The sequence below is a fragment of the Rhodococcus sp. NCIMB 12038 genome (assembly GCF_002165735.1).
Classification (GTDB): domain Bacteria; phylum Actinomycetota; class Actinomycetes; order Mycobacteriales; family Mycobacteriaceae; genus Rhodococcus_F.
Genome location: NZ_NHML01000024.1, coordinates 15,248 through 33,464 on the forward strand (window position 1 = coordinate 15,248; position 18,217 = coordinate 33,464).

The following is an 18,217-nucleotide window of genomic DNA, read 5'->3' on the forward strand; positions in this document are numbered from 1 at the left end:
GCTTCCTTCGACTTTCACGAGGAGAGGGTCTGCGTGGATGCTCCGCGGTGAGCTCCGGAACGAGCATGCGGCTGCGGGTTGTCGGCGCGGTTGCCGAAGTGTCACGGTTCGTCGACGGCAAATGAGAACGCACGCAGGGCTGTTCTCATTCGCCTCCGGTCACGGCCTCTAGAGCGCGATGTTGACGGACTTGCTCTGGGTGTATTCGGCGATGGCGCCCTCACCGAGTTCGCGTCCCCACCCGGACTGCTTGTAGCCGCCGAACGGCAGCGCCGTGTCGAACGCATTGTGGCAGTTCACCCACACGGTGCCCGCCTTGATCTCGGCGGCCACCTCGTGGGCGCGGGACACGTCCCGGGTCCACACGCTGGCGGCGAGTCCGTAGGGGGTGTCGTTGGCGGCCGCGCGGACGCCTTCCTCACGGTTGAACGGCACCGCGACGGCGACCGGTCCGAAGATCTCCTCCTGGTACACGCTGAAGTCGCGGTTCACGTCGACCAGCAGGGTGGGCTCGACGTAGAAACCGGTGTCGCCGTGCCGCCGCCCGCCGGAGAGGGCGCGGGCGCCGTCGGCGAGTCCGGCGTCGATGTAGCCGGTGACCTTGCCCAGTTGTTCCTGGGAGATCAGCGGGCCGATGTCGTTGGTGGGGTCGAGTCCGGGACCGATCTTCTGCGACTTCGCGAAATCTGCTACCCCGGAGGTGAATTCGTCGAAGATGCGATCCTCGACGAGCAGCCGCGTTCCGGCCGTGCAGGCCTGACCGTGGTTGAACAGGAACCCGCTCGCCACACCGGGGATCGCGGTCTCGAGGTCGGCATCGGAGAACACGACCTGCGGGCTCTTGCCACCGAGTTCGAGGGACACCTTCTTGAGGTTCCCCGACGCGGCGTTGACGATCTTCTTTCCGACCTCGGTGGAGCCGGTGAACGCGACCTTGTCGACGTCGTCGTGGCTGGACAGCGCCGCGCCGATGTCGCCGAAACCGGTGAGCACGTTGAACACGCCGTCGGGGACGCCGGCCTCGGCGATCACCTCGGCGAGGAGCAGCGCGGTGAGCGGGGTCTGCTCCGCGGGCTTGAGAATCATGGTGTTGGCGCAGGTCAGCGCCGGCGCCACCTTGAACGCGGCCATCACCAGCGGGAAGTTCCACGGGATGATCTGTGCGCACACGCCGACCGGTTCGCGGGTGGTGAAGGCATGGAAGCGGGCTCCGGGTGCCCACGGCACCGACACCGGGATGGTACGGCCCTCGATCTTGGTGGCCCAGCCGGCATAGTAGAAGAAGATTTCCGCCGCCCACGTCACGTCGACGGCCGTGGCCACCGCCACGGACTTGCCGTTGTCGATCGACTCGAGCTGCGCGAACTGATCCGCGCGGGCGAGGATTCCCTCGCCGATCTTCCAGAGGATCCGCTGGCGCTCCGCCGGGGTGAGCGTGCGCCACGGCCCGGACTCGAACGCCCGCCGGGCTGCGGCCACCGCCCGGTCCACGTCTTCGATGCCGGCGTGCGGCACGGTCGTGATCACCTGTCCGGTGCCGGGATCGACCGTCTCGAACGTCCGCCCCGACGCCGAGTCCACCCAGCGGCCGTCGACGAACATGCGCTTCGGGGACGAAACGAAGTCGACGACCCGGGGGTCGAGGGCGGCGGGAGTGTGAACGACTGCAGTCATCATGTCCTCTTCGATGGAGTGAACGGAACTGTGAATGAATCCGGCTTCGGCAGAACACTTTTGGCGGAAGATTTCGCCTCGTGTGCTGCGGCCTGAATCCACGATAAACCCCGGATGTGTCGCCGGTCACTACTAAATCCGGATGGGAATCCGCTCCTGCGGCATTCTCATTCGACTTTTCCGGCCGTGGCGGCAGCGATTCTCATTCCAGCTTTCCGGGTCGGTGCAGCTGACCCGCCCCGCGCGCAGGCGCAGGCTCCGGAATCGGGAACGAATTCCCCGGCCATTCTCATTCGAGGTGACCGAAAATTAATTCCGATCCGCGCATCCCGCTCGACTCCTGCGCTAGCGTGCAACTCATGCAGCCCGGCGTCGATCACGCGCGGGCAGGCGAGAAAGTGTGGAGAGCAGGTGCGTGGTGTCCGGTACACCGAGAATCAGAAGTAGATCACCGGTCGCCGGTCTCGAGCGCGCGCGCCTGAGTTTCGTCCAGGTGCTCGGGCAGTCCGTGTCCGCGGTCGCACCGTCGGCCGTGATGGTCACGCTGCCCGCGCTCGTCATCCCCGACGCGGGCCGGGCGACCATCGCGGTGTTCGTCGCCGCGGCGATTCTGATGACGGCGGTCGGCTACTGCGTCGGCCAGTTCGCCACCCGGATGGTGGCGGTCAGCGGTCTCTACAGCTACATCGTGAAGGGACTCGGGGCGGTGCCCGGTTTCGCCGGCGGCTGGTCGCTGCTCGTCGGCTACGCGGCCGCCGCCATGGCGAGCACGCTCGGCGCGGCGAGTTACCTCGCGGCGCTGCTCGGCCGAGTCGGGCTTCCGGCGGGGTCGACGCTCATCGCGGTCCTCGCGGCGATCGTCGGACTGCTCGCCCTGATGCTGATGATCCGGGGGGTGCAGTTGTCGGCGCGGATCATGCTCGCCATCGAGGTCTTCGCCATCGTCGCCGCCTCGGCCGCGCTCGTGGTCGCGTTCGTCCAATCGGTCCGGGAGGGCGCGACCCCGTCGGCGGGCGGCGCGAAATCGGGGTCGGCGGTCGGGTTCGCCGTACTGCTCGCGATCACGTCGTTCGTCGGATTCGAGAGTGCGGGCACGGTGGCGCGGGAGGCCCGCAACCCGTTCGTCACCGTTCCGCGCGCCATCCGGTGGACCCCGATCGCGCTGGGCGTCCTGTATGTGTTCGCGGCCGCCCTGCAATTGCCGGAGCCGGTCCGGCAGGGTGTCGACTCGCTGCCGATCGTCCTCACGTTGCCCGACCCGTCCGGCGCCGGTTCGTCCGCGCTGTCGATCGTCATGGAACTCGGCATCACCGCCTCCTGGTTCGCCTGCGTCCTCGGTTCGACGACCGCACTGTCGCGAACACTGTTCGCGATGGGTCGCGAAGGGGTGGTCCCGACCGTGTTCGGCCGGACACACCACCGGTTCCACACCCCACACGTGGCGCTGGCGGTCGCGATGCCGGTGATCGTCGCCGTCCCCGTCCTCTACCTGATCGTCAGCGGTTCGAGCCGCGACGTCCTGATCGGGCTGCTCGCCGTGTCCGCCCACGGCTACGTCCTCGCGTACGTGCTGCTGTGCGTCGCGACGCCGGCGTTCCTCCGGCGGATCGGCGAACTGACCCGGCTGCCCCTGGTCATCGGCGCGCTGGCGGCGACGGCAATGGTGGCGCTCGTCGGGTGGGCGGCGTTCTCGCGGACGTACGTCGCGGGCGCGGCGACCGCCGTCTACGTGCTTCTGATGCTTCTCGGCGCCGCGGTGTTCGCAATCCGCGCCAGGCGATCCCCCGGAATCGGAGAACGGATGGGTGTGTACGACGAGGCCGTCGCCGACGACCTGCTGGGCCGCTACCGCCCGTGGGAGGTCCGCCGGTGAACGCCGACGACCGGGCCCTGTCGGGGCGGCAACCGAAGGCCGTCACCAGCGCGCTGCGGGTGCTCGAGGAAGTGGCCCGCGCCGGTTCGGGTGTGACGGCGAAAGACATCGCGGCCCGCCTGTCGATGCCGTCGGCGACCACGTACCGGCTGCTCAACATCCTCGTCGGCGAGGGCTATGTGGTGCGGCTCCCCGACCTGTCGGGGTTCGCCCTGGGCCAGAAGATCGGGGTCCTCGTCGACGCAGCCGTGGTGCCCACCGTGTGTGCGGCGGCGCGGGCGGTCCTCGCCGAGCTGCGACTGTCGGTGCGCTTCGGGGTCCACCTCTTCTACTACACCAACGTCGCCGTTCGCACCGCCGATGCCGACCCCGAATACCCGCCGCCGGAGGACGAGTCGTTCCTCAACCAGCACCTGTACGCGTGTGCGGTCGGGAAGCTTCTCCTCGCGGAGAAGTCGGAACTCGAATCCGTGATTCCCCGTTGGGAGCCGCGGGCGCTGACGGCCCGCACGATCGTCGTGCGGAGTGAGCTGCTCGCGAATCTGGACCTGATCCGGAGCCAGGGGTTCGCCACCCAACTCGCGGAGTTGCGGGACGCGTCGGCGTGCGTCGCCGTCCCCGTCCGGTCCGGAGCGGGGGTGCTCGTCGGCAGTCTGGCGCTGTCGGGGCACGTCGATCACGAACACCTCATGCTGCGGCACGTCCCGTCACTGCGGGAGCACGCGGAACGGCTCGCCCCGCTGATGGCCTGACGTCACCTGATACCGGCGCTTCGATCACGCCGCAGGTGAGTGGCAAAGAGTGCCGCGGCGCTCTTTGGCACTCACGTCGCCTGCGACTGCCGGGCGAGGCGACGGTCGTAGTCGGCCCGTCCGACGGGGTCGACGGCGGTGAGCGCCCGCCGGTCGTCGACGAGTCGGCGGCCGAGGTCGAGGAGGCGCTCCGGGACCACGGCGTAGATCAGGTCCCACCCGGCGAGGTAGCGGGGCACCGCGGTTTCGGCGCGACGATGGTCGAGCGTCCGGACGATGGCGTCCGCCACGTCCTCGGGGTCGACGGTCGGCATCCCACCGCCCAGCGGCACCCCCGACGACAGCCCGGTGCGGACCGCGCTGGGAAGGATGGTGCTCACGCTTACACCAGCCGGAGCGAACTCGGCGCGGACGGCGGCGGAGAGCCCGACCGCCCCGAACTTGCTGGCGTTGTAGACGGCCATCCCCGGCACGGGCAGTTTGCCGGCCATGGATGCGACGTTCACGATGTGGCCGCGCCCGCGCTCGACCATGCCGGGCAGCACCGTGCGCATGCCGTGCAGCGGTCCCCACACGTTGACGTTCATCGTCATCCGGCTGGTCTCGCCGGATTCGTCGAGGAACCCGCCGAGCGGCATGACGCCGGCGTTGTTGATCAGCACGTCGATGCGGCCGCAGTCCGCCAGCACGTCGTCGACGAACCGCCGCCACGACTCCACGGAAGCGACGTCCACCGTGTACGCGCGGCCGCCGATCGCCGCAGCGGCCTCGTCGGCGACCGCACGATCGAGGTCACCGATGCACACGGTCGCGCCCCTGACCGCGAACAGTTCCGAAGTGGCGCGTCCGATGCCCCGCCCTCCTCCGGTCACGACGACGACCGCGCCGTCCAGATCGATCTCGGGGTAATTCCGTCCGCTGAAGATTCCCATGGTTTCGGAGACTAGCAGTATCTGAGTTACGTCGGTAGCCCGAATTAGGTCACCGCTGCCACCCCGCGCGGCGCTGGGGTCAGGCTCGCGCCACCGAGCCCGAGGTGGTCGCGGAGTGTGCTGCCGGTGTAGTCGGTGCGGAACAGTCCACGCCGCTGCAGTTCGGGGACGACGAGGTCGACGAAGTCGTCGAACGTTCCCGGCGCTTGAGCGGCGGACAGGATGTACCCGTCCGCCTCCCCACCGAGGAATCCTTCCTCGATCTGATCGGCGATCTGCGACGCCGTACCGACGAACTGCGGCAGGAGTACACCCTGGGCGTACAGCTTGCCGATGTCGCGCAATGTGAGGTCGTCCTTGACGCTGAGCCGGCGGGCCACGTCGAACAGGCCCTGGGTGCCCGGCACGACGACATCCTCGATCGGAGCGTCGAGGTCGTACTGCGAGAAGTCGTGATCGGTGTGCACCGACAGCGTGATCAGGCCGGAGATGGGATCGGCCAGTTCGTTGTGGAACGCCTGCTTCTCCCGCGCGATCGACTCCGTTTCCCCGACGAACGGGACGAACGACGGGAAGATCTTGATCTCGTCGGGATTTCTGCCGAAGTTCGAGGCACGCGACTTCACGTCGTCGTAGTAGGCCCTGCGGCCTTCGCTCGTCGGATCGATCTCGAAGATCGCCTCCGCCCACCGGGCCGCGAAGTCCTTACCGATCGAGGAGGACCCGGCCTGAATGATCACGGGCCTGCTCTGAGGCGAGTGCGGAACCGTGAGCGGGCCGCGGGTCTTGAACCATTCGCCGTCGTGATCGACCGTCCGAACCTTGTCGGGATCGGCAAACACACCGGACGCCTTGTCCTGAACCAGGGCGTCGCGATCCCAGCTCCCCCACAGCTTGAACGCGACCTCGAGGAATTCCTGCGCGCGGTCGTACCGCTCGTCGTGACCGAGGTGATTGTCGATGCCGAAGTTCTGGGCTTCCGCTTGATTGAGCGAGGTCACGACGTTCCAGCCCGCCCGGCCCCGCGACAGGTGGTCGAGCGTGCCGAAGATCCGCGCCACCTCGTACGGGTGGAAGTAGGTGGTGGACTTGGTGATCGCAAGTCCGATCTTCTCGGTCACGTTGGCCAGGCCCGCGGCCACCAGCGAGGGGTCGATGGTCGCCGACGCCTGCGTTCCACTGCTCAGCGGGACGCGGATGTCGTTGCCGTACCGAACGGGTGTGGCAAGGAGATCGGCGAAGAACAGGAAGTCGAACTTTCCACGTTCGAGGGTCTGTGCCACGCGCCGGTAGTAGTCCGGTCCGAGGTAGTCGGTCTCCGACGCCGGGTGCCTCCATGCGGCGTGGGAGTGGGTGACGTGCGAGGCGATGAGGAAGCCGGCGAGGTGCAGTTCACGAGACATGATGTGTCCTTGATCGATCAGAAATAGCCGTTGAACGGCAGGGGTTCGGAATTGAGGAGGTGGTTGCCCACGGCCGATGCCTTGTACGACGCCGGGTTGTGCAGGGAGATCGTGCGGATGTTGCGCCAGTGCCGGTCGAGATTCTTCGCGCGCGAGGCTGCGGACGCTCCGCCGAGCTCGAACAGTGCTGTCGCGGCCCGGGTCGCGATCTCGTCCACATGCACTTTGGCCTGCGACGTGCGCAACGACGCCTGCGCGGCCAGCTCGGCATCCGGCACCGCGTCGTCCAACGACGCGTACGCTGCGTCGATGGCGTCGGCCGCGGCCAGCGTCACGGCCTCGGCGGCGAACGCCGTGCTGGCGAGCGTTCCTATGGAATTCTGCAACAACGGATCCCGATTCAGCTCCGCCGACGGCCCATGACTGAACCCGCGGCTGCGACCCGCGACAAGTTCCACAGCGTCCGACACGACACTGCGCAGGATGCCGCTGATCAACCCGTGCAGGTACAACTGCAGGAACGCGAACTGATACGACGGTTCCGGCGGCGCGTCGAGGGGAATGTGGGACACGATGTCCGCCTCGGTCACCTCCACGTCGTGGAATCGCGTCGTCCCTGTGCCGGTGCGCCGCTGGCCGAATCCGTCCCAGTCGTCGACGATCTCGACGCCGTCCCGGTCGGTCGGCACGATGACCGACGCGACCGCGGTCCCGTCCACATCCGCCCAGACGCTGACGTAGTCGGAGAACAGCGTCCCGGTGCTGTAGAACTTTTCACCGTCGAGGAGGAATCGGTCCCCGCTCGCGGTGATCCGGGTGCCGTACTTGAAGTTCCCGACGGCCTCGGATCCGCGCTCGCTGCTCGCGTTTCCGAAGATCTTCCCCTGCAGGATCAGGGAGATCCACCGGTCGTTCTCGAGACCCTGATATCCGGCGGCGGTGGCCTGGCGGAGTCGTTCTTCGACGAACCAATAGTGAGTGCGGAGGATGTGCGCGACGATCGGGTCTGCCTCGGCGACGTCGATGATGACCGCGAACAGTTCACGGATGGTGAGTCCGCCGCCCCCGACGCTGGTGGGCAGCCGTAGCGCGCCGAAGCCCGCGCTCCGTAGAGCGTCGATCTGGTCGAACGGATTGGTGTCGTCCAGGTCGCGCGCACTCGCACCTTCCGCGATCGACGCCAGTAGTTCGCGGTACTCGGCCGAGCCGGGCACGACCACGCCGGCAGCCTGGTGAATACGTTCCGAAATCGCAGTCATGTGTCCCCTTTGAATTCGCCTCAGGTTCTTGGTTCAGCCTTCAACGACGCCGGGGTGGATGTCACCGATTGGACTCAGCGTGACGCGAAGTGCGCGATCTCACCGGACGCGGACAAAACCGGGTCCGTCGAAGTCAGGCGATATCCGGCGGACGGAAATAAGATGAGTGATGACGAAAAACCCGCCGGGCCCGCACCATCCGGTCGTCCTCGAAGCGTTCCCGTGAAGCCGGGCCTGTCCTTGGTCCTCGGCGCGTGCGCGGTGGCGCTCGCGCTCCCGTGGTCGCATCCGGCCGTGGCCGACGCGGCGCCGGATTCCGCCGTCCGGTACGTCGCGTTGGGGGATTCGCGAGCCACCGGGTCGCCTCAGGATCTGCTGTCGATTCGGGACGGGTGCTTCCGCACGTCCGACGCGTACCCGCAGATCGTCGCCGACACCCTGAGTGCTGCGTCGTACGTCAGCCGGGCGTGCGCAGGCGCGAAGACCGAGAACATCACGACAACACCGCAATTCACCGTCACCGGACCGCAGCCACCGCAGATCGGGGCGCTCGCGCCGGACACGACGCTCGTCACCGTCAGCATCGGCGGAAACGACATCGCGTGGTCGTCGCTGGTCGAGCCCTGCTACACGCCCGCCCCGGGATTCGACGCGAAATGCCGCTCCGACGCCACCACGGCCCGGCGCATGAACGACGCCCTCACCGTGCTCGGCCCGAAGGTGTCCGCGACCCTGGCCGCCATCGCCGCGAAGTCCCCCGCAGCAACTGTGCTCCTGGTGGGACATGGCGGCATCTTCGGCGACCGCGGCTGCTGGCCCTACGTCCCCACGAGCGATGCCGACGCCGCCTTCGTCGTGCAGTTCTTCGCGAGAATGAACTCCGTTCTCGCCGATGCGGCACGCGCGAACGGCGCCCGGTTCGTCGACGTTGCCGCCGCCGCGGTGGGGCACGATGCGTGCGCCGGGTCCGATCGACGCTGGTTCGAGGGCCTCGTCCCCCGGTCGTTCACGATGCCCCTGCACCCCACCCACGAAGGGCACAGAGCGATGGCCTCGCTCGTCGTCGCGGCCCTCCCCTGACCAGCGGGCGTCGGCGGGCGCGGACTGCCGGACGCCCGACCTGGTGACACACCCGGGGCCCATCCGGTATATCCTTCAAACGGGTCGTACGGTTTGTTATCCGGCAACGGACGTAACCGATACCGGCACTCACATGAAGAAAAACGATATCTGTTTCCCGACACGTGGATCGTCCACGGGCCGGGAACGGAAGGACCGCAGTGCTGTTGGCAGAAACGTCAGGAATACGGGCCCCCGTGGCCGCACCCCACCACGAGGAGTGGCGCGAGGTGGCCGCATGCCGCGGAGTCGCATCGTCGGTGTTCTTCTCCCCCGACGGCGAACGCGGTCAAGCCCGGGCCCGCCGCGAGGCGAACGCCCGCCAGATCTGCGAGACCTGCCCGGTGCTCGCCCGGTGCCGCGACCACGCCCTCACCGCGGACGAACCTTACGGAATCTGGGGAGGGATGACCGAGGCCGATCGCCGACGCCACGCTCGCCGAACCCGCTCCGGCGCGCGGCGCTGACCGGCCCCCGCCGAGTGGTGTCGAACGTGCATGTGGCCGAGACGCATTCGACCGCGAGCTAGAACATGCCGTGGCCACCGAAGCCACCGAAGTGTCCGAAACCGCCGAAGCGACCGAAACCGCCACCGAACGGGCCGGACTCCACTCGTTCGGGACCGTAGGTTCCCGGCCACCCCCAGGGGAAGCCCGACTGCGGCACGTCGGTGACGGGCCCCGCATCCGGCACGACCCGCGCGACGGGCGTACCGACGCTGTCGGTTGCTGTTGCCGCGGAGGCAGTTCCGGCGCCGAGGGCGATCAGGGGTGCGATTGCGGCTGCGGCGATGGCCGCGCGGATTGCGAGCTTGTACATTGTTCTCACCTTTCGTTTTCTGGAGCTGTGATCGGGTTGATGATCGATCGACCATTGATGTAAATTTTCGTCCGAACACGTTCCGGAGTCGCCACAGCCAGCAGGTGGTTGCGGGTGCTACCAGCCGTAACCTCGGTCTTCCTGCTAGCTGCAATTCCATTACCGGCCGGCGTGTGCAAGGCGGCATTGTGGCGTGTCGGCCGGTGCCGATGACGTAACCTCGAAATCGATCACTTCGACGGTGATCGGGCGCTTTCTCACGGACGACGGGGAAACTCGAGGTCGACGATGGCCGAATCCCACCCTCCGGCGAAGACCCGGATACGGGTGATGCTGGCCGAGGACGACGTCCTGCTCCGCGAGGGTGTGGCGAGTCTGCTCACCCGCTCCGGCTTCGATGTCCTGGAACAGACCGGCGACGCAACCACCCTCCTCGAACTGGTCCGGACGCGAACGCCCGACCTGGTGGTGGTCGACATCCGGATGCCGCCGACCCACACCACCGAGGGCCTCGACGCTGCCCGGGAGATACGCGAAGAGTTCCCCGACGTCGGCATCCTGGTGCTGTCGGCGCACGCCGATGTCGAGCACGCGATGGAACTACTGGCCAGCGGCCGGGGAATCGGCTACCTGCTCAAGAGCCGCATCACCGACGTGGACGACTTCATCGACACCCTGCAGCGCATCGCCGCGGGAGCGTCCGTCGTCGACCCGGCGCTGGTGCAGGAGTTGGTCTCCGCCCGTCGGCGCAATGACCCACTCGCGGCACTCAGCGCGCGAGAGCGGGAGGTTCTGGCCCTCATGGCGGAAGGACGGTCCAACGCCGGCATCGCCCGCCGACTGTGGGTCACCGAGGGAACCGTCGAGAAGCATGTGCGCAGCATCCTGACCAAACTAAATCTCCCGGAGACCGGCGACGATCACCGACGGGTTCTCGCGGTCGTCACCTTTCTCGAGGCTCGCTGACCGGCGCCACGCGATCCCGGTCAGCGCGCAGCAGATCCCGGACGGCGTCCGACGACAGCTCGGTCTTCGACACGAATCCCACCGCGGGACTGCCGGCGATCAGGTCGGCCAGGTCTTGCTCGGTGTGCGTGGAAATCAAGATCACCGCCGCTGCAAACGACTCGTCGAGTCGCCGCGCGAGGTCGAATCCGCTCTCCGCGCCGAGCTCGACGTCGACCAGAATGACGTCGGGCTGCAGTTCCGCGGCCGTCCGCATCGCGTCGGCGCTGTTCGACACCGTGCCGACCACGGGGATGCCCTGCTGCTCGAGCAGTCGCCGGGCAGTGTCCAGAAAACAGGGGCTGTCATCGACGATCAGGCATCGTGGACGACCGGGCTGCAACACCATGCCCTCCATGGTCGACCCGATCCTGCCGGCTACGCATTCCCGCTAGCAGTAAATGCTGCGGGTGCCCGTCGTTCACTCGCAGGCGACCGGGATGGTGACGTCCAGCGTGGTGCCGTGCCCCGGCGGGCTCGTGATCCGCAGGTGGCCGCCGAGTGCCTCGACCCGGTCCTGCAATCCGAGGAGCCCGGAGCCCGCGGCGGACGAGGCGCCGCCGACGCCGTCGTCCCGGATCACGAGGTGGAGGATGCCGTCCTCCGTCCCCAGGGACACGTGCACCTCGGAGGCTCGCGCGTGCTTGGCGGCGTTGGTGAGCGCCTCGGCGACCACGTAGTAGGCGGCTACCTCCACCGATTCCGCGAAGCGGTCGTCGATTGCGACGTCGAGGGTGACGGGGACGGCCGAGCGACGTGCCAGCGTCCGCACCGCCGATCCCAGCCCTCCCTTCGACAGGATCGCCGGGTGGATTCCGTGCGAGAGTTCGCGCAGATCCTCCGACACCCCCTTCAAACCCGACGCGACGGCCGACAGTTGCTCCTTCACGTCCACCCATTCGGCAGGCACCGATGCCTCCGTCATCCGCACCTCGAGTCCCAGCGACACCAGTCGCTGCTGAGCCCCGTCGTGAAGATCGCGTTCCAGGCGACGCCGGGCCTCGTCGGAGGCTGCGACGATCCTCGCGCGTGAGGCGAGCAGTTCGGCACGGGTCACCGCATTCGCGATCGCGGTCGCGACGAGATCGGAGAAGTCACCGAGTCGCGCCTCGGTGTCCGATGGCAGCGGCTCGGCGCGTCGCGATCCGACGATCGCCGCACCCCACACCCGGGAGTCCACGACGATCGGGACTCCCACGATCGATCCGAAGCCGCCTTCGCGAATGCGGGTCGCGACTTCCCCGCCGACGTGCTCGTGGTTGTCGATCCGGGCGGCACGGCCGGTGCGGAGAACGATCGCCCCGACGTCGTCGCCCTCCATCGGGATTTTGTCTCCGGTGTCGGACATCGCGGTGATCCCCGGCTCGTATCGCACGGCGACCAACGTCCCCGTGCCGTCCCCGTCGTCGCGAAGGAGCACGGCGTTGACCACGTGCAGCCAGAGCGCGAGTTCCTCGGCGACCGCGGTGAACACTTCCGGTGGGCTCACTCCACGCGCCGCCAGTGTCGCCACCCGGCGCAGTGCGGCCTGGTGCGCGGCGAGAATACCGAGTTCGTCGCGGCTGGCCTCGGCCTCGCGCCGGCGCAGGACCGCCTCGGCAGTGCGCAACCTGGCCTGACCGGCCATCAGGTTGGCCACCAGCGCGACGGGCAGGAAGACCAGGATAGCCACCCAGTCGCCGGGTTTGGTCGGAAGCAGGGACCCCGCCACCTGGAGGTGGAAGTAGACGTAGACGACTGCGCTCACCAACGTCGTCATCACCGACAGGACGAATCCCCAGCGCGCCGAGACCACCAGGACTCCGAGCAGGAACACCGCACCGAAGGCGTTCTGGGGCGCGACCGTGTCGAGTTGATGCACCACAACGGTTTCCACGGTGATCACGGTGGCGGCGACCACGATGCCCAGCCACAGCGGAGGGGTGGTCGGGCGCACCAGGAGCGCTATCAGACGCGCAGGCATTTCTCGCGTGTCCGCATCGACAGCCCCCATCGGGGGCGCGGCGTCGCGCCGCGACAGCGCTCCGATTGACCGCCGTGACCACTGTCGCGTCATCGTGCTTGCTCGGATCAGTCGTGGAGTTATCGGACAGACCTCGATGTGCATCATATCGAGGTGACCCTCCCCGTCTCGACGGGTGCTCCCGTCAGTCGGCTGACACCGGCCGATGTCGCTACGCTGGGCACAGGCCGATGCAGTAGACCTTGGGAGGACGCGGTGGTAGCCGTACAGATACAGGTTGGTGATCTGGTGCAGGCGTCCGGTCACGCCGGCCCATGGCTGGTCATCGAGGTCAGCAAGGGCATGGCTTCGCTGCAGCATCCCGACGGACATCGACTGTCGGTCCGGACGACGACGCTGTCCGTGGTGCACAAGGCGACGAGCCCGGCGGGCGAAGTCCAACCGCCCGCCCGCGATCAGCCGGGAGAATCCCCCACGCTCTTCGACTAGTCGTCGATCGTCGTGACGATCGACGTGACCGCCGGGGTCCGCGGGGTCGAGCCGAACCCGAACCGGACGGGCGGATCGACCGGCCTCAGGGCGCCGAGGTTCTCGCCGCACCAGGTGGCCGACATTCCGGCGAGCCGCCGCTGGTCGACGGCGCCGTAGAATTCGCGACGCCCGTTGCCTGCGGTGCCACGGGTGCGCACACCGCGGAGAACGACGCGGGCGATCGGGTCGCTGACCGCGCAGAACCACGGCGCGCTCGCGACGGTCCGCGGCACCAGGTTCAGCAGGTGTCCGAGCGGGGTGCGGGCCCCGACCTCGAACCGCACATGCAGGTCGCCTGCCCGGACCGTCCTACTGTCGCCGGACCGCGTGTAGTGGACGGGCGTGATCACCGTCCGGTCGAAGGTGTACGTCGCGGTGACGAAATCGCGGACGGCGTCCGACGGTGCGAGGAGCATGCGCATGCCGTCAGCGTGTTCGACCATCACGTCGGTGAACTCCCCCAGCGGCGATCGCGGCCAGTGGCCGACGACGATGCGGACACCCGACCCGGTGCCCAGGCCGGTGATCTCACCGTCGAAACGCCATCGCGTCATTCGGTCAGGTGCCGGTACGCCGCGGCGCTCCGATCCGACAAGACGGTGCGGAGAATGAATCGTGTTTGCGCCGTGATGTATTGGTCGACGGTGTAGCGGGACGCGAAATGCCAGTGCTTGAGCGCCCACCCGTGCGCCAGCATCATCATGTCGAACGTCGTCAGGTCGACGTCGAGGTCGCTCGCGATCCCGGAGGCGATCGCGGCCTCGAGGGCGTCGTGGAGCGGCTTGGACGTCGCCACCTCGAGTTCCTTGATCCGCTCACGCCCGTCCTGGTCGAGGGTCCGGCTCTCCCGGTACGTCAGCACGACGGCGTCCAGATTCTCGTCGACGATCTCGCCGAACCGCCGGAACCCGGCGGCCAGCCGCTCGATGGGGTCGGTTCCCGCGGCGTCCATCGCGGGCTCGAGCTGATCACGGAAGGCGTCGAGGATGTCGACGATCGTGGCGAGGAGGATCTCCTCCTTGCCGCCGAAGTACTTGTAGATCAGCCCCACGCTCACCTGCGCCTCGTCGGCGAGCGCCTGCATGGACATCTGATGGAACCCGGTCCGCTGCATCACCGTGACGGCGGCATCGAGCACCTGACGTCGACGCGAGCTGACGCGGACGGCGCGGACCGCCTCGTCGAGTGGAAGGGCGGACGTGTCCTTCGCCATGACAGATGACCTCTCCTTGGTGGCGGAACCTGCGGTGAATGGGTATTCACAGTATCCCGCGCGGGACCGGAACCGCAGTCCGGTCCGTGTCAGATACCGAGATCCTTCGCGACGATCGTCTTCATGATCTCGGTGGTGCCGCCGTAGATGGTCTGGATCCGCGCGTCCACGAACGCGCGCGCCACCGCGTATTCGCGCATGTAGCCGTATCCGCCGTGGAGTTGCAGGCACCGGTCGGCGACGCGGACCTGCAGTTCGGTGGTCCACCACTTGAGCCGTGCCGCACGGGCCGCGGTCAGCTCCCCGCGGACGTGCTGCCGGATGCAGTCGTCGAGGTAGGTGCGCGCCAGGTCGAGTTCCGTGGCCAGTTCCGCGAGAACGAACTGGGTGTTCTGGAATCCGGCGATCGGCTGTCCGAAGGCGCTGCGCTCCTTCACGTACGCCAGCGTCTGCTCGAGGACACCCTCCGCGGCGGCGACGGCGCCGACGGACAGGGACAGCCGCTCCTGCGGCAGATTGTGGACGAGCTGATAGAAACCCTGCCCCTCCTCCCCCAACAGGTTGGCCACCGGAACGCGCATGTCGGTAAACGTCAACTCGCTGGTGTCCTGGGCGTGCAGCCCGATCTTCTCCAGGTTGCGGCCACGGGAGAACCCCGGAGTGTCCGACTCGACGACGAGCAGCGACAATCCCTTGTGCTTGTCCGGCGACGTGCGCACGGCGACGACGAAGAGCGTTCCGTTCTGGCCGTTGGAGATGAACGTCTTGCTGCCGTTCACCACATAGTGGTCGCCGTCCCGCACCGCCGTGGTGCGGATGCCGGTGAGGTCGCTGCCGGTGCCGGGCTCGGTCATCGCGATCCCGAGCACGGTCTCCCCGGTGACGGTTCCCGGAAGCCACCGGGCCTTCTGTTCCTCGGTCGTCATGTCCGTCAGGTACGGCAGCACGACGTCGTTCTGGAGGGAGAACGCGATGCCCGCGGCGGCGGCACCCACCCGGTTGACCTCGTCGATGACGATCGCGTTGTAGCGGAAGTCCTCGACGCCCGGACCCCCGTACGCCTCGGGGACCGGGAAACCGAGCAGACCCTGCTTGCCCGCTTCGGTGAACAGTGCCGGGTCGAGACAGCTTTCGCTCTCCCACTGCTCGTGGCGCGGGACGATCCGCTCGCGAACGAAGCTGCGGACGCTGTCCCGGAACTGGTGGTGCTCGAATTCGTATTCGATGGTCATGGTTCTCTCTCCTATCCGCGGGCGCCCGGGGTGACGAAGGCCCCGCTCTCGAACTCCCTGCGTGCGGTGTCGGTTGCCTTGTAGTGCAGCTTCTTTCCCGTTGCCGATACGGGGAGCGACTCCACGAAGCGGTACGCACGGGGCCGCTTGAACTGCGACAGCATCGGGTGCCTGCGACAGAAGTCGTCCAGTTCGTCGGCGGACGGGACCGGTGCGGTGGCGACGACGTACGCGACGACGACCTGTCCCCACTTGTCGTCCGGAACACCGACGACGAGCGAATCCGTCACCGACGCATGCTCGTTCAGCGCTTCCTCGATCTGCACGGGGTGGACGTTCTCGCCGCCGGACAGGAGCATGTCGTCCTTGCGTCCGACGATCGTCACGAACTCCTTCTCGTCCCAGGTGGCGAGGTCGCCGATGTGCAGCCAGCCGTTCCGGAACTTCTGCTTCTCCTGCTCCGGGGCATCGAAATAGGCGTTGGCGCCCTTCGGGGAACGGACGATGACCTCACCGATCTCCGTTCCGTCCCTCGCGACCGTCTCGTGGGCGTCGGCGAGGCGGTCGTCGAACAACCTGACCACGGCGACGTCGTCGTCGATGCAGGCCCGTCCCGCGGTCCCGGCCATGTCCGGCAGATCGGTGGGCCGCAGGAAGGTGTTCCAGAATCCTTCGGTGCTGCCGTAGCCGTTGAAGATGCGCGGATTCAGCACCTTCTGGTAGTGCAGCGCCGCCTCCCGCTCGAGGGGCGCACCCATCGTGACGATGCCCTTCAGGGTGGACAGGTCACGGGGCTTCTCCTCCTGGGCACGCGCGAGCATCGCCAGGTTGGTCGGGGCGCCGATCAGGAACGTCAGCCCGTACTCCTCGACGTGGTCGAGCGTGACGTCGGCGTCGAAGCTGCGCACCGCCACCAGCGACGCACCGAGATAGAACGTGGGATTCGGTCCGGCACAGTACAGCCCACCCCGGTGGAACCACGGCGTCATGTTCAGCGTCTTGTCTTCCGCCGTTAACGGGAAGTGCATGATCACGTCGTGGGCGCTGAAGATCTCGATCATGCTGTTGAGCGGGACGCCCTTCGGCATGCCGGTCGTTCCCGACGTGAACAGCCGGGTGGTCTCGTCCCACACCGTGCGAGTCACCTCCGGTGGCGACGCCGATTCGGCGACGAGGTCGTCGAACCGGATCACCTCGAAGCCGTTCCCCGGCAGGGGCTCTCCCGGACCGACGGCGACGACGAGCGCAGGCTTGTACGTGGAGCGCGCCAGCGCGTCCCGCACCATCTCGCCGATCTCGGTGTCGTAGACGAACACCGTGGGACGGTTCGCGTCGAGGATGTACGCCGTCTCGCCGGACGCGAGCCGGAAGTTCATCGGCGATCCGACCGCCCCGCAGGCCTGCCCGGCCAGGTACAGCTGGGCGAACTCCGGGCCGTTGAACAACTGGTAGGCCACGACGTCGCCGGGAGCGACACCAGCGCGGGCGAGTCCGGTGGCGAGCCGGTCGACCCGGTCGCCGAGTTCGGCGTACGTCCAGCTCTCGCCGGTCGACGGGGACTGCATCGCGAGTCGATCGGCGTACCGGTGGGTGTTGCGCCGGAAGCCGTTCAGATAGGTGAAGTCGTGCTCGAAGTACTGACGATAGGCGTGCGCATCGTACGTGTACGTCATGATGAGTCCTCCGTCCCGGCGCCGGTCAGCCGGCCATGGTCAGGCCACCGCTGACGCTGATCACCTGGCCGGTGATGAACGATGCGGATTCGGACGCGAGGAACACGACCGGCGCCGCAACCTCTTCCGGGCGCGCGAGCCTACGGAACGGAATAGCTTTGACCAGAGCCTCTTTCAGCTTCTCCGCCTGCGCCTGGAACAGCGGTGTGTCGGTCGGGCCGGGGCACACGCAGTTGACGTTGATCCCGTGCCGGGCCATCTCTCGGGCCAGCGACTTCGACAGGGCGATCACGCCGCCCTTCGCACCCGCGTAGATGCTCTCCCCCGCGCTGCCGACACGGCCGGCATCGCTCGCGAGGTTGATGACCCGCCCACCGCCACCCGCCTCTACCATGCCGGGGAGGAAGGCACTGCACATGTGTACAGGGCCGAGGTAGTTGATGGCGACGACCTTCTCGGCGAATTCGGTGGTGGCGTTGAGGAACTGGTCGGTGCGGTCCCATCCCGCCGCGTTGACGAGGATGTTCGCGACCCCCACCTCGGCCGTGACCCGGTCGCGCAGGGCGTCGACCTGCGTCCGGTCGGCGACGTCGACGGTCATCGGAAAGAGCCGGTCGGGCCTCTCGGCCGCGGTCTTCTCCGCGGCCTGCAGGTCGAGGTCGGCGACGACCACCCGATCGCCCTGCTCGGCGAGCGCGAGCGCGATGGCGCGGCCGATGCCGGATCCTGCGCCGGTGACCACTGCGATGTTGTTACTCATGATGTTTCC

Annotated in this window: 18 protein-coding genes; 6 read left to right on the forward strand and 12 right to left on the reverse strand. The window is 67.7% G+C overall.

The window, feature by feature from the left end; translation table 11 throughout:
• Positions 1–168: 168 nt before the first annotated feature.
• Positions 169–1,674, reverse strand: a complete 1,506-nt coding sequence (locus tag CA951_RS30470) for an aldehyde dehydrogenase family protein (RefSeq protein ID WP_087560517.1) — start codon at positions 1,672–1,674, stop codon at positions 169–171.
• Between the two features lie 418 nt (positions 1,675–2,092).
• Between CA951_RS30470 and CA951_RS30475 the strand changes: the two genes are divergently transcribed.
• Together CA951_RS30475 and CA951_RS30480 are read left to right on the forward strand one after the other, a co-directional pair.
• Positions 2,093–3,547: an APC family permease gene (locus tag CA951_RS30475; protein WP_179220367.1), complete on the forward strand. Its 1,455-nt coding sequence runs from the start codon at positions 2,093–2,095 to the stop codon at positions 3,545–3,547.
• On the forward strand, positions 3,544–4,299 hold the full coding sequence (locus CA951_RS30480; RefSeq protein ID WP_087560518.1) for an IclR family transcriptional regulator: 756 nt from the start codon (positions 3,544–3,546) through the stop codon (positions 4,297–4,299). The genes CA951_RS30475 and CA951_RS30480 overlap by 4 nt, the downstream gene beginning before the upstream one ends.
• Before the next feature lie 71 nt (positions 4,300–4,370).
• On the opposite strand, the gene CA951_RS30485 is transcribed toward CA951_RS30480, so the two are convergent.
• Genes CA951_RS30485 through CA951_RS30495 form a run of 3 tightly spaced genes read right to left on the reverse strand, consistent with a single transcriptional unit; the run spans position 4,371 to position 7,893 of the window.
• Complete coding sequence (locus CA951_RS30485) at positions 4,371–5,231, reverse strand: SDR family oxidoreductase (protein WP_087560409.1); 861 nt, start codon at positions 5,229–5,231, stop codon at positions 4,371–4,373.
• A gap of 44 nt (positions 5,232–5,275) precedes the next feature.
• On the reverse strand, positions 5,276–6,634 hold the full coding sequence (locus CA951_RS30490) for an LLM class flavin-dependent oxidoreductase (protein ID WP_087560410.1): 1,359 nt from the start codon (positions 6,632–6,634) through the stop codon (positions 5,276–5,278).
• A gap of 17 nt (positions 6,635–6,651) precedes the next feature.
• Positions 6,652–7,893, reverse strand: a complete 1,242-nt coding sequence (locus tag CA951_RS30495) for an acyl-CoA dehydrogenase (protein ID WP_087560411.1) — start codon at positions 7,891–7,893, stop codon at positions 6,652–6,654.
• Between the two features lie 222 nt (positions 7,894–8,115).
• Here CA951_RS30495 and CA951_RS30500 point away from each other — a divergent pair, with 222 nt between their 5' ends.
• On the forward strand, positions 8,116–8,973 hold the full coding sequence (locus tag CA951_RS30500) for an SGNH/GDSL hydrolase family protein (protein WP_087560412.1): 858 nt from the start codon (positions 8,116–8,118) through the stop codon (positions 8,971–8,973).
• A 200-nt stretch (positions 8,974–9,173) separates the two neighbouring features.
• Positions 9,174–9,479, forward strand: a complete 306-nt coding sequence (locus tag CA951_RS30505; protein WP_087560413.1) for a WhiB family transcriptional regulator — start codon at positions 9,174–9,176, stop codon at positions 9,477–9,479.
• A gap of 58 nt (positions 9,480–9,537) precedes the next feature.
• Here the strand turns inward: CA951_RS30505 and CA951_RS30510 are convergent, their stop codons facing one another.
• Complete coding sequence (locus CA951_RS30510) at positions 9,538–9,831, reverse strand: hypothetical protein (RefSeq protein WP_087560414.1); 294 nt, start codon at positions 9,829–9,831, stop codon at positions 9,538–9,540.
• 288 nt (positions 9,832–10,119) lie between these two features.
• On the opposite strand from CA951_RS30510, the gene CA951_RS30515 reads away from it, so the two are divergent.
• Complete coding sequence (locus CA951_RS30515; RefSeq protein WP_087560415.1) at positions 10,120–10,797, forward strand: response regulator transcription factor; 678 nt, start codon at positions 10,120–10,122, stop codon at positions 10,795–10,797.
• Here CA951_RS30515 and CA951_RS30520 read toward each other — a convergent pair.
• Together CA951_RS30520 and CA951_RS30525 are read right to left on the reverse strand one after the other, a co-directional pair.
• Positions 10,775–11,194: a LytTR family DNA-binding domain-containing protein gene (locus CA951_RS30520; RefSeq protein ID WP_087560416.1), complete on the reverse strand. Its 420-nt coding sequence runs from the start codon at positions 11,192–11,194 to the stop codon at positions 10,775–10,777. The genes CA951_RS30515 and CA951_RS30520 overlap by 23 nt on opposite strands.
• Positions 11,195–11,257: 63 nt before the next feature.
• The gene (locus tag CA951_RS30525; protein ID WP_087560417.1) at positions 11,258–12,799 is read right to left on the reverse strand and encodes a DUF4118 domain-containing protein; all 1,542 of its coding nucleotides are present in this window, start codon (positions 12,797–12,799) and stop codon (positions 11,258–11,260) included.
• A gap of 255 nt (positions 12,800–13,054) precedes the next feature.
• Between CA951_RS30525 and CA951_RS30530 the strand changes: the two genes are divergently transcribed.
• Complete coding sequence (locus tag CA951_RS30530; protein ID WP_087560418.1) at positions 13,055–13,288, forward strand: hypothetical protein; 234 nt, start codon at positions 13,055–13,057, stop codon at positions 13,286–13,288.
• On the opposite strand, the gene CA951_RS30535 is transcribed toward CA951_RS30530, so the two are convergent.
• The 5 genes from CA951_RS30535 to CA951_RS30555 form a co-directional block, all read right to left on the reverse strand.
• Complete coding sequence (locus CA951_RS30535) at positions 13,285–13,884, reverse strand: hypothetical protein (RefSeq protein WP_087560419.1); 600 nt, start codon at positions 13,882–13,884, stop codon at positions 13,285–13,287. The genes CA951_RS30530 and CA951_RS30535 overlap by 4 nt on opposite strands.
• Positions 13,881–14,543 (reverse strand): TetR/AcrR family transcriptional regulator, encoded by a 663-nt coding sequence (locus CA951_RS30540; protein ID WP_087560420.1) that lies wholly within the window; start codon positions 14,541–14,543, stop codon positions 13,881–13,883. Before CA951_RS30540 ends, CA951_RS30535 begins: the two co-directional genes overlap by 4 nt.
• 89 nt (positions 14,544–14,632) lie before the next feature.
• The gene (locus CA951_RS30545) at positions 14,633–15,775 is read right to left on the reverse strand and encodes an acyl-CoA dehydrogenase family protein (protein WP_087560421.1); all 1,143 of its coding nucleotides are present in this window, start codon (positions 15,773–15,775) and stop codon (positions 14,633–14,635) included.
• 11 nt (positions 15,776–15,786) lie between these two features.
• The gene (locus tag CA951_RS30550; RefSeq protein WP_087560422.1) at positions 15,787–17,448 is read right to left on the reverse strand and encodes a class I adenylate-forming enzyme family protein; all 1,662 of its coding nucleotides are present in this window, start codon (positions 17,446–17,448) and stop codon (positions 15,787–15,789) included.
• A 25-nt stretch (positions 17,449–17,473) separates the two neighbouring features.
• The gene (locus tag CA951_RS30555) at positions 17,474–18,208 is read right to left on the reverse strand and encodes an SDR family NAD(P)-dependent oxidoreductase (protein WP_087560423.1); all 735 of its coding nucleotides are present in this window, start codon (positions 18,206–18,208) and stop codon (positions 17,474–17,476) included.
• Between the last annotated feature and the right edge of the window lie 9 nt (positions 18,209–18,217).

Excerpts from the sequence above, each read along its gene's own strand:
- CA951_RS30555 (WP_087560423.1), bottom strand. The coding sequence starts at position 18,208 with ATGAGTAACAACATCGCAGTGGTCACCGGCGCAGGATCCGGCATCGGC.
- CA951_RS30510 (WP_087560414.1), bottom strand. The coding sequence starts at position 9,831 with ATGTACAAGCTCGCAATCCGCGCGGCCATCGCCGCAGCCGCAATCGCA.
- CA951_RS30520 (WP_087560416.1), bottom strand. The coding sequence starts at position 11,194 with ATGGAGGGCATGGTGTTGCAGCCCGGTCGTCCACGATGCCTGATCGTC.
- CA951_RS30550 (WP_087560422.1), bottom strand. The coding sequence starts at position 17,448 with ATGACGTACACGTACGATGCGCACGCCTATCGTCAGTACTTCGAGCAC.
- CA951_RS30525 (WP_087560417.1), bottom strand. The coding sequence starts at position 12,799 with ATGCCTGCGCGTCTGATAGCGCTCCTGGTGCGCCCGACCACCCCTCCG.
- CA951_RS30540 (WP_087560420.1), bottom strand. The coding sequence starts at position 14,543 with ATGGCGAAGGACACGTCCGCCCTTCCACTCGACGAGGCGGTCCGCGCC.
- CA951_RS30545 (WP_087560421.1), bottom strand. The coding sequence starts at position 15,775 with ATGACCATCGAATACGAATTCGAGCACCACCAGTTCCGGGACAGCGTC.
- CA951_RS30490 (WP_087560410.1), bottom strand. The coding sequence starts at position 6,634 with ATGTCTCGTGAACTGCACCTCGCCGGCTTCCTCATCGCCTCGCACGTC.
- CA951_RS30485 (WP_087560409.1), bottom strand. The coding sequence starts at position 5,231 with ATGGGAATCTTCAGCGGACGGAATTACCCCGAGATCGATCTGGACGGC.
- CA951_RS30470 (WP_087560517.1), bottom strand. The coding sequence starts at position 1,674 with ATGACTGCAGTCGTTCACACTCCCGCCGCCCTCGACCCCCGGGTCGTC.
- CA951_RS30495 (WP_087560411.1), bottom strand. The coding sequence starts at position 7,893 with ATGACTGCGATTTCGGAACGTATTCACCAGGCTGCCGGCGTGGTCGTG.
- CA951_RS30515 (WP_087560415.1), top strand. The coding sequence starts at position 10,120 with ATGGCCGAATCCCACCCTCCGGCGAAGACCCGGATACGGGTGATGCTG.
- CA951_RS30535 (WP_087560419.1), bottom strand. The coding sequence starts at position 13,884 with ATGACGCGATGGCGTTTCGACGGTGAGATCACCGGCCTGGGCACCGGG.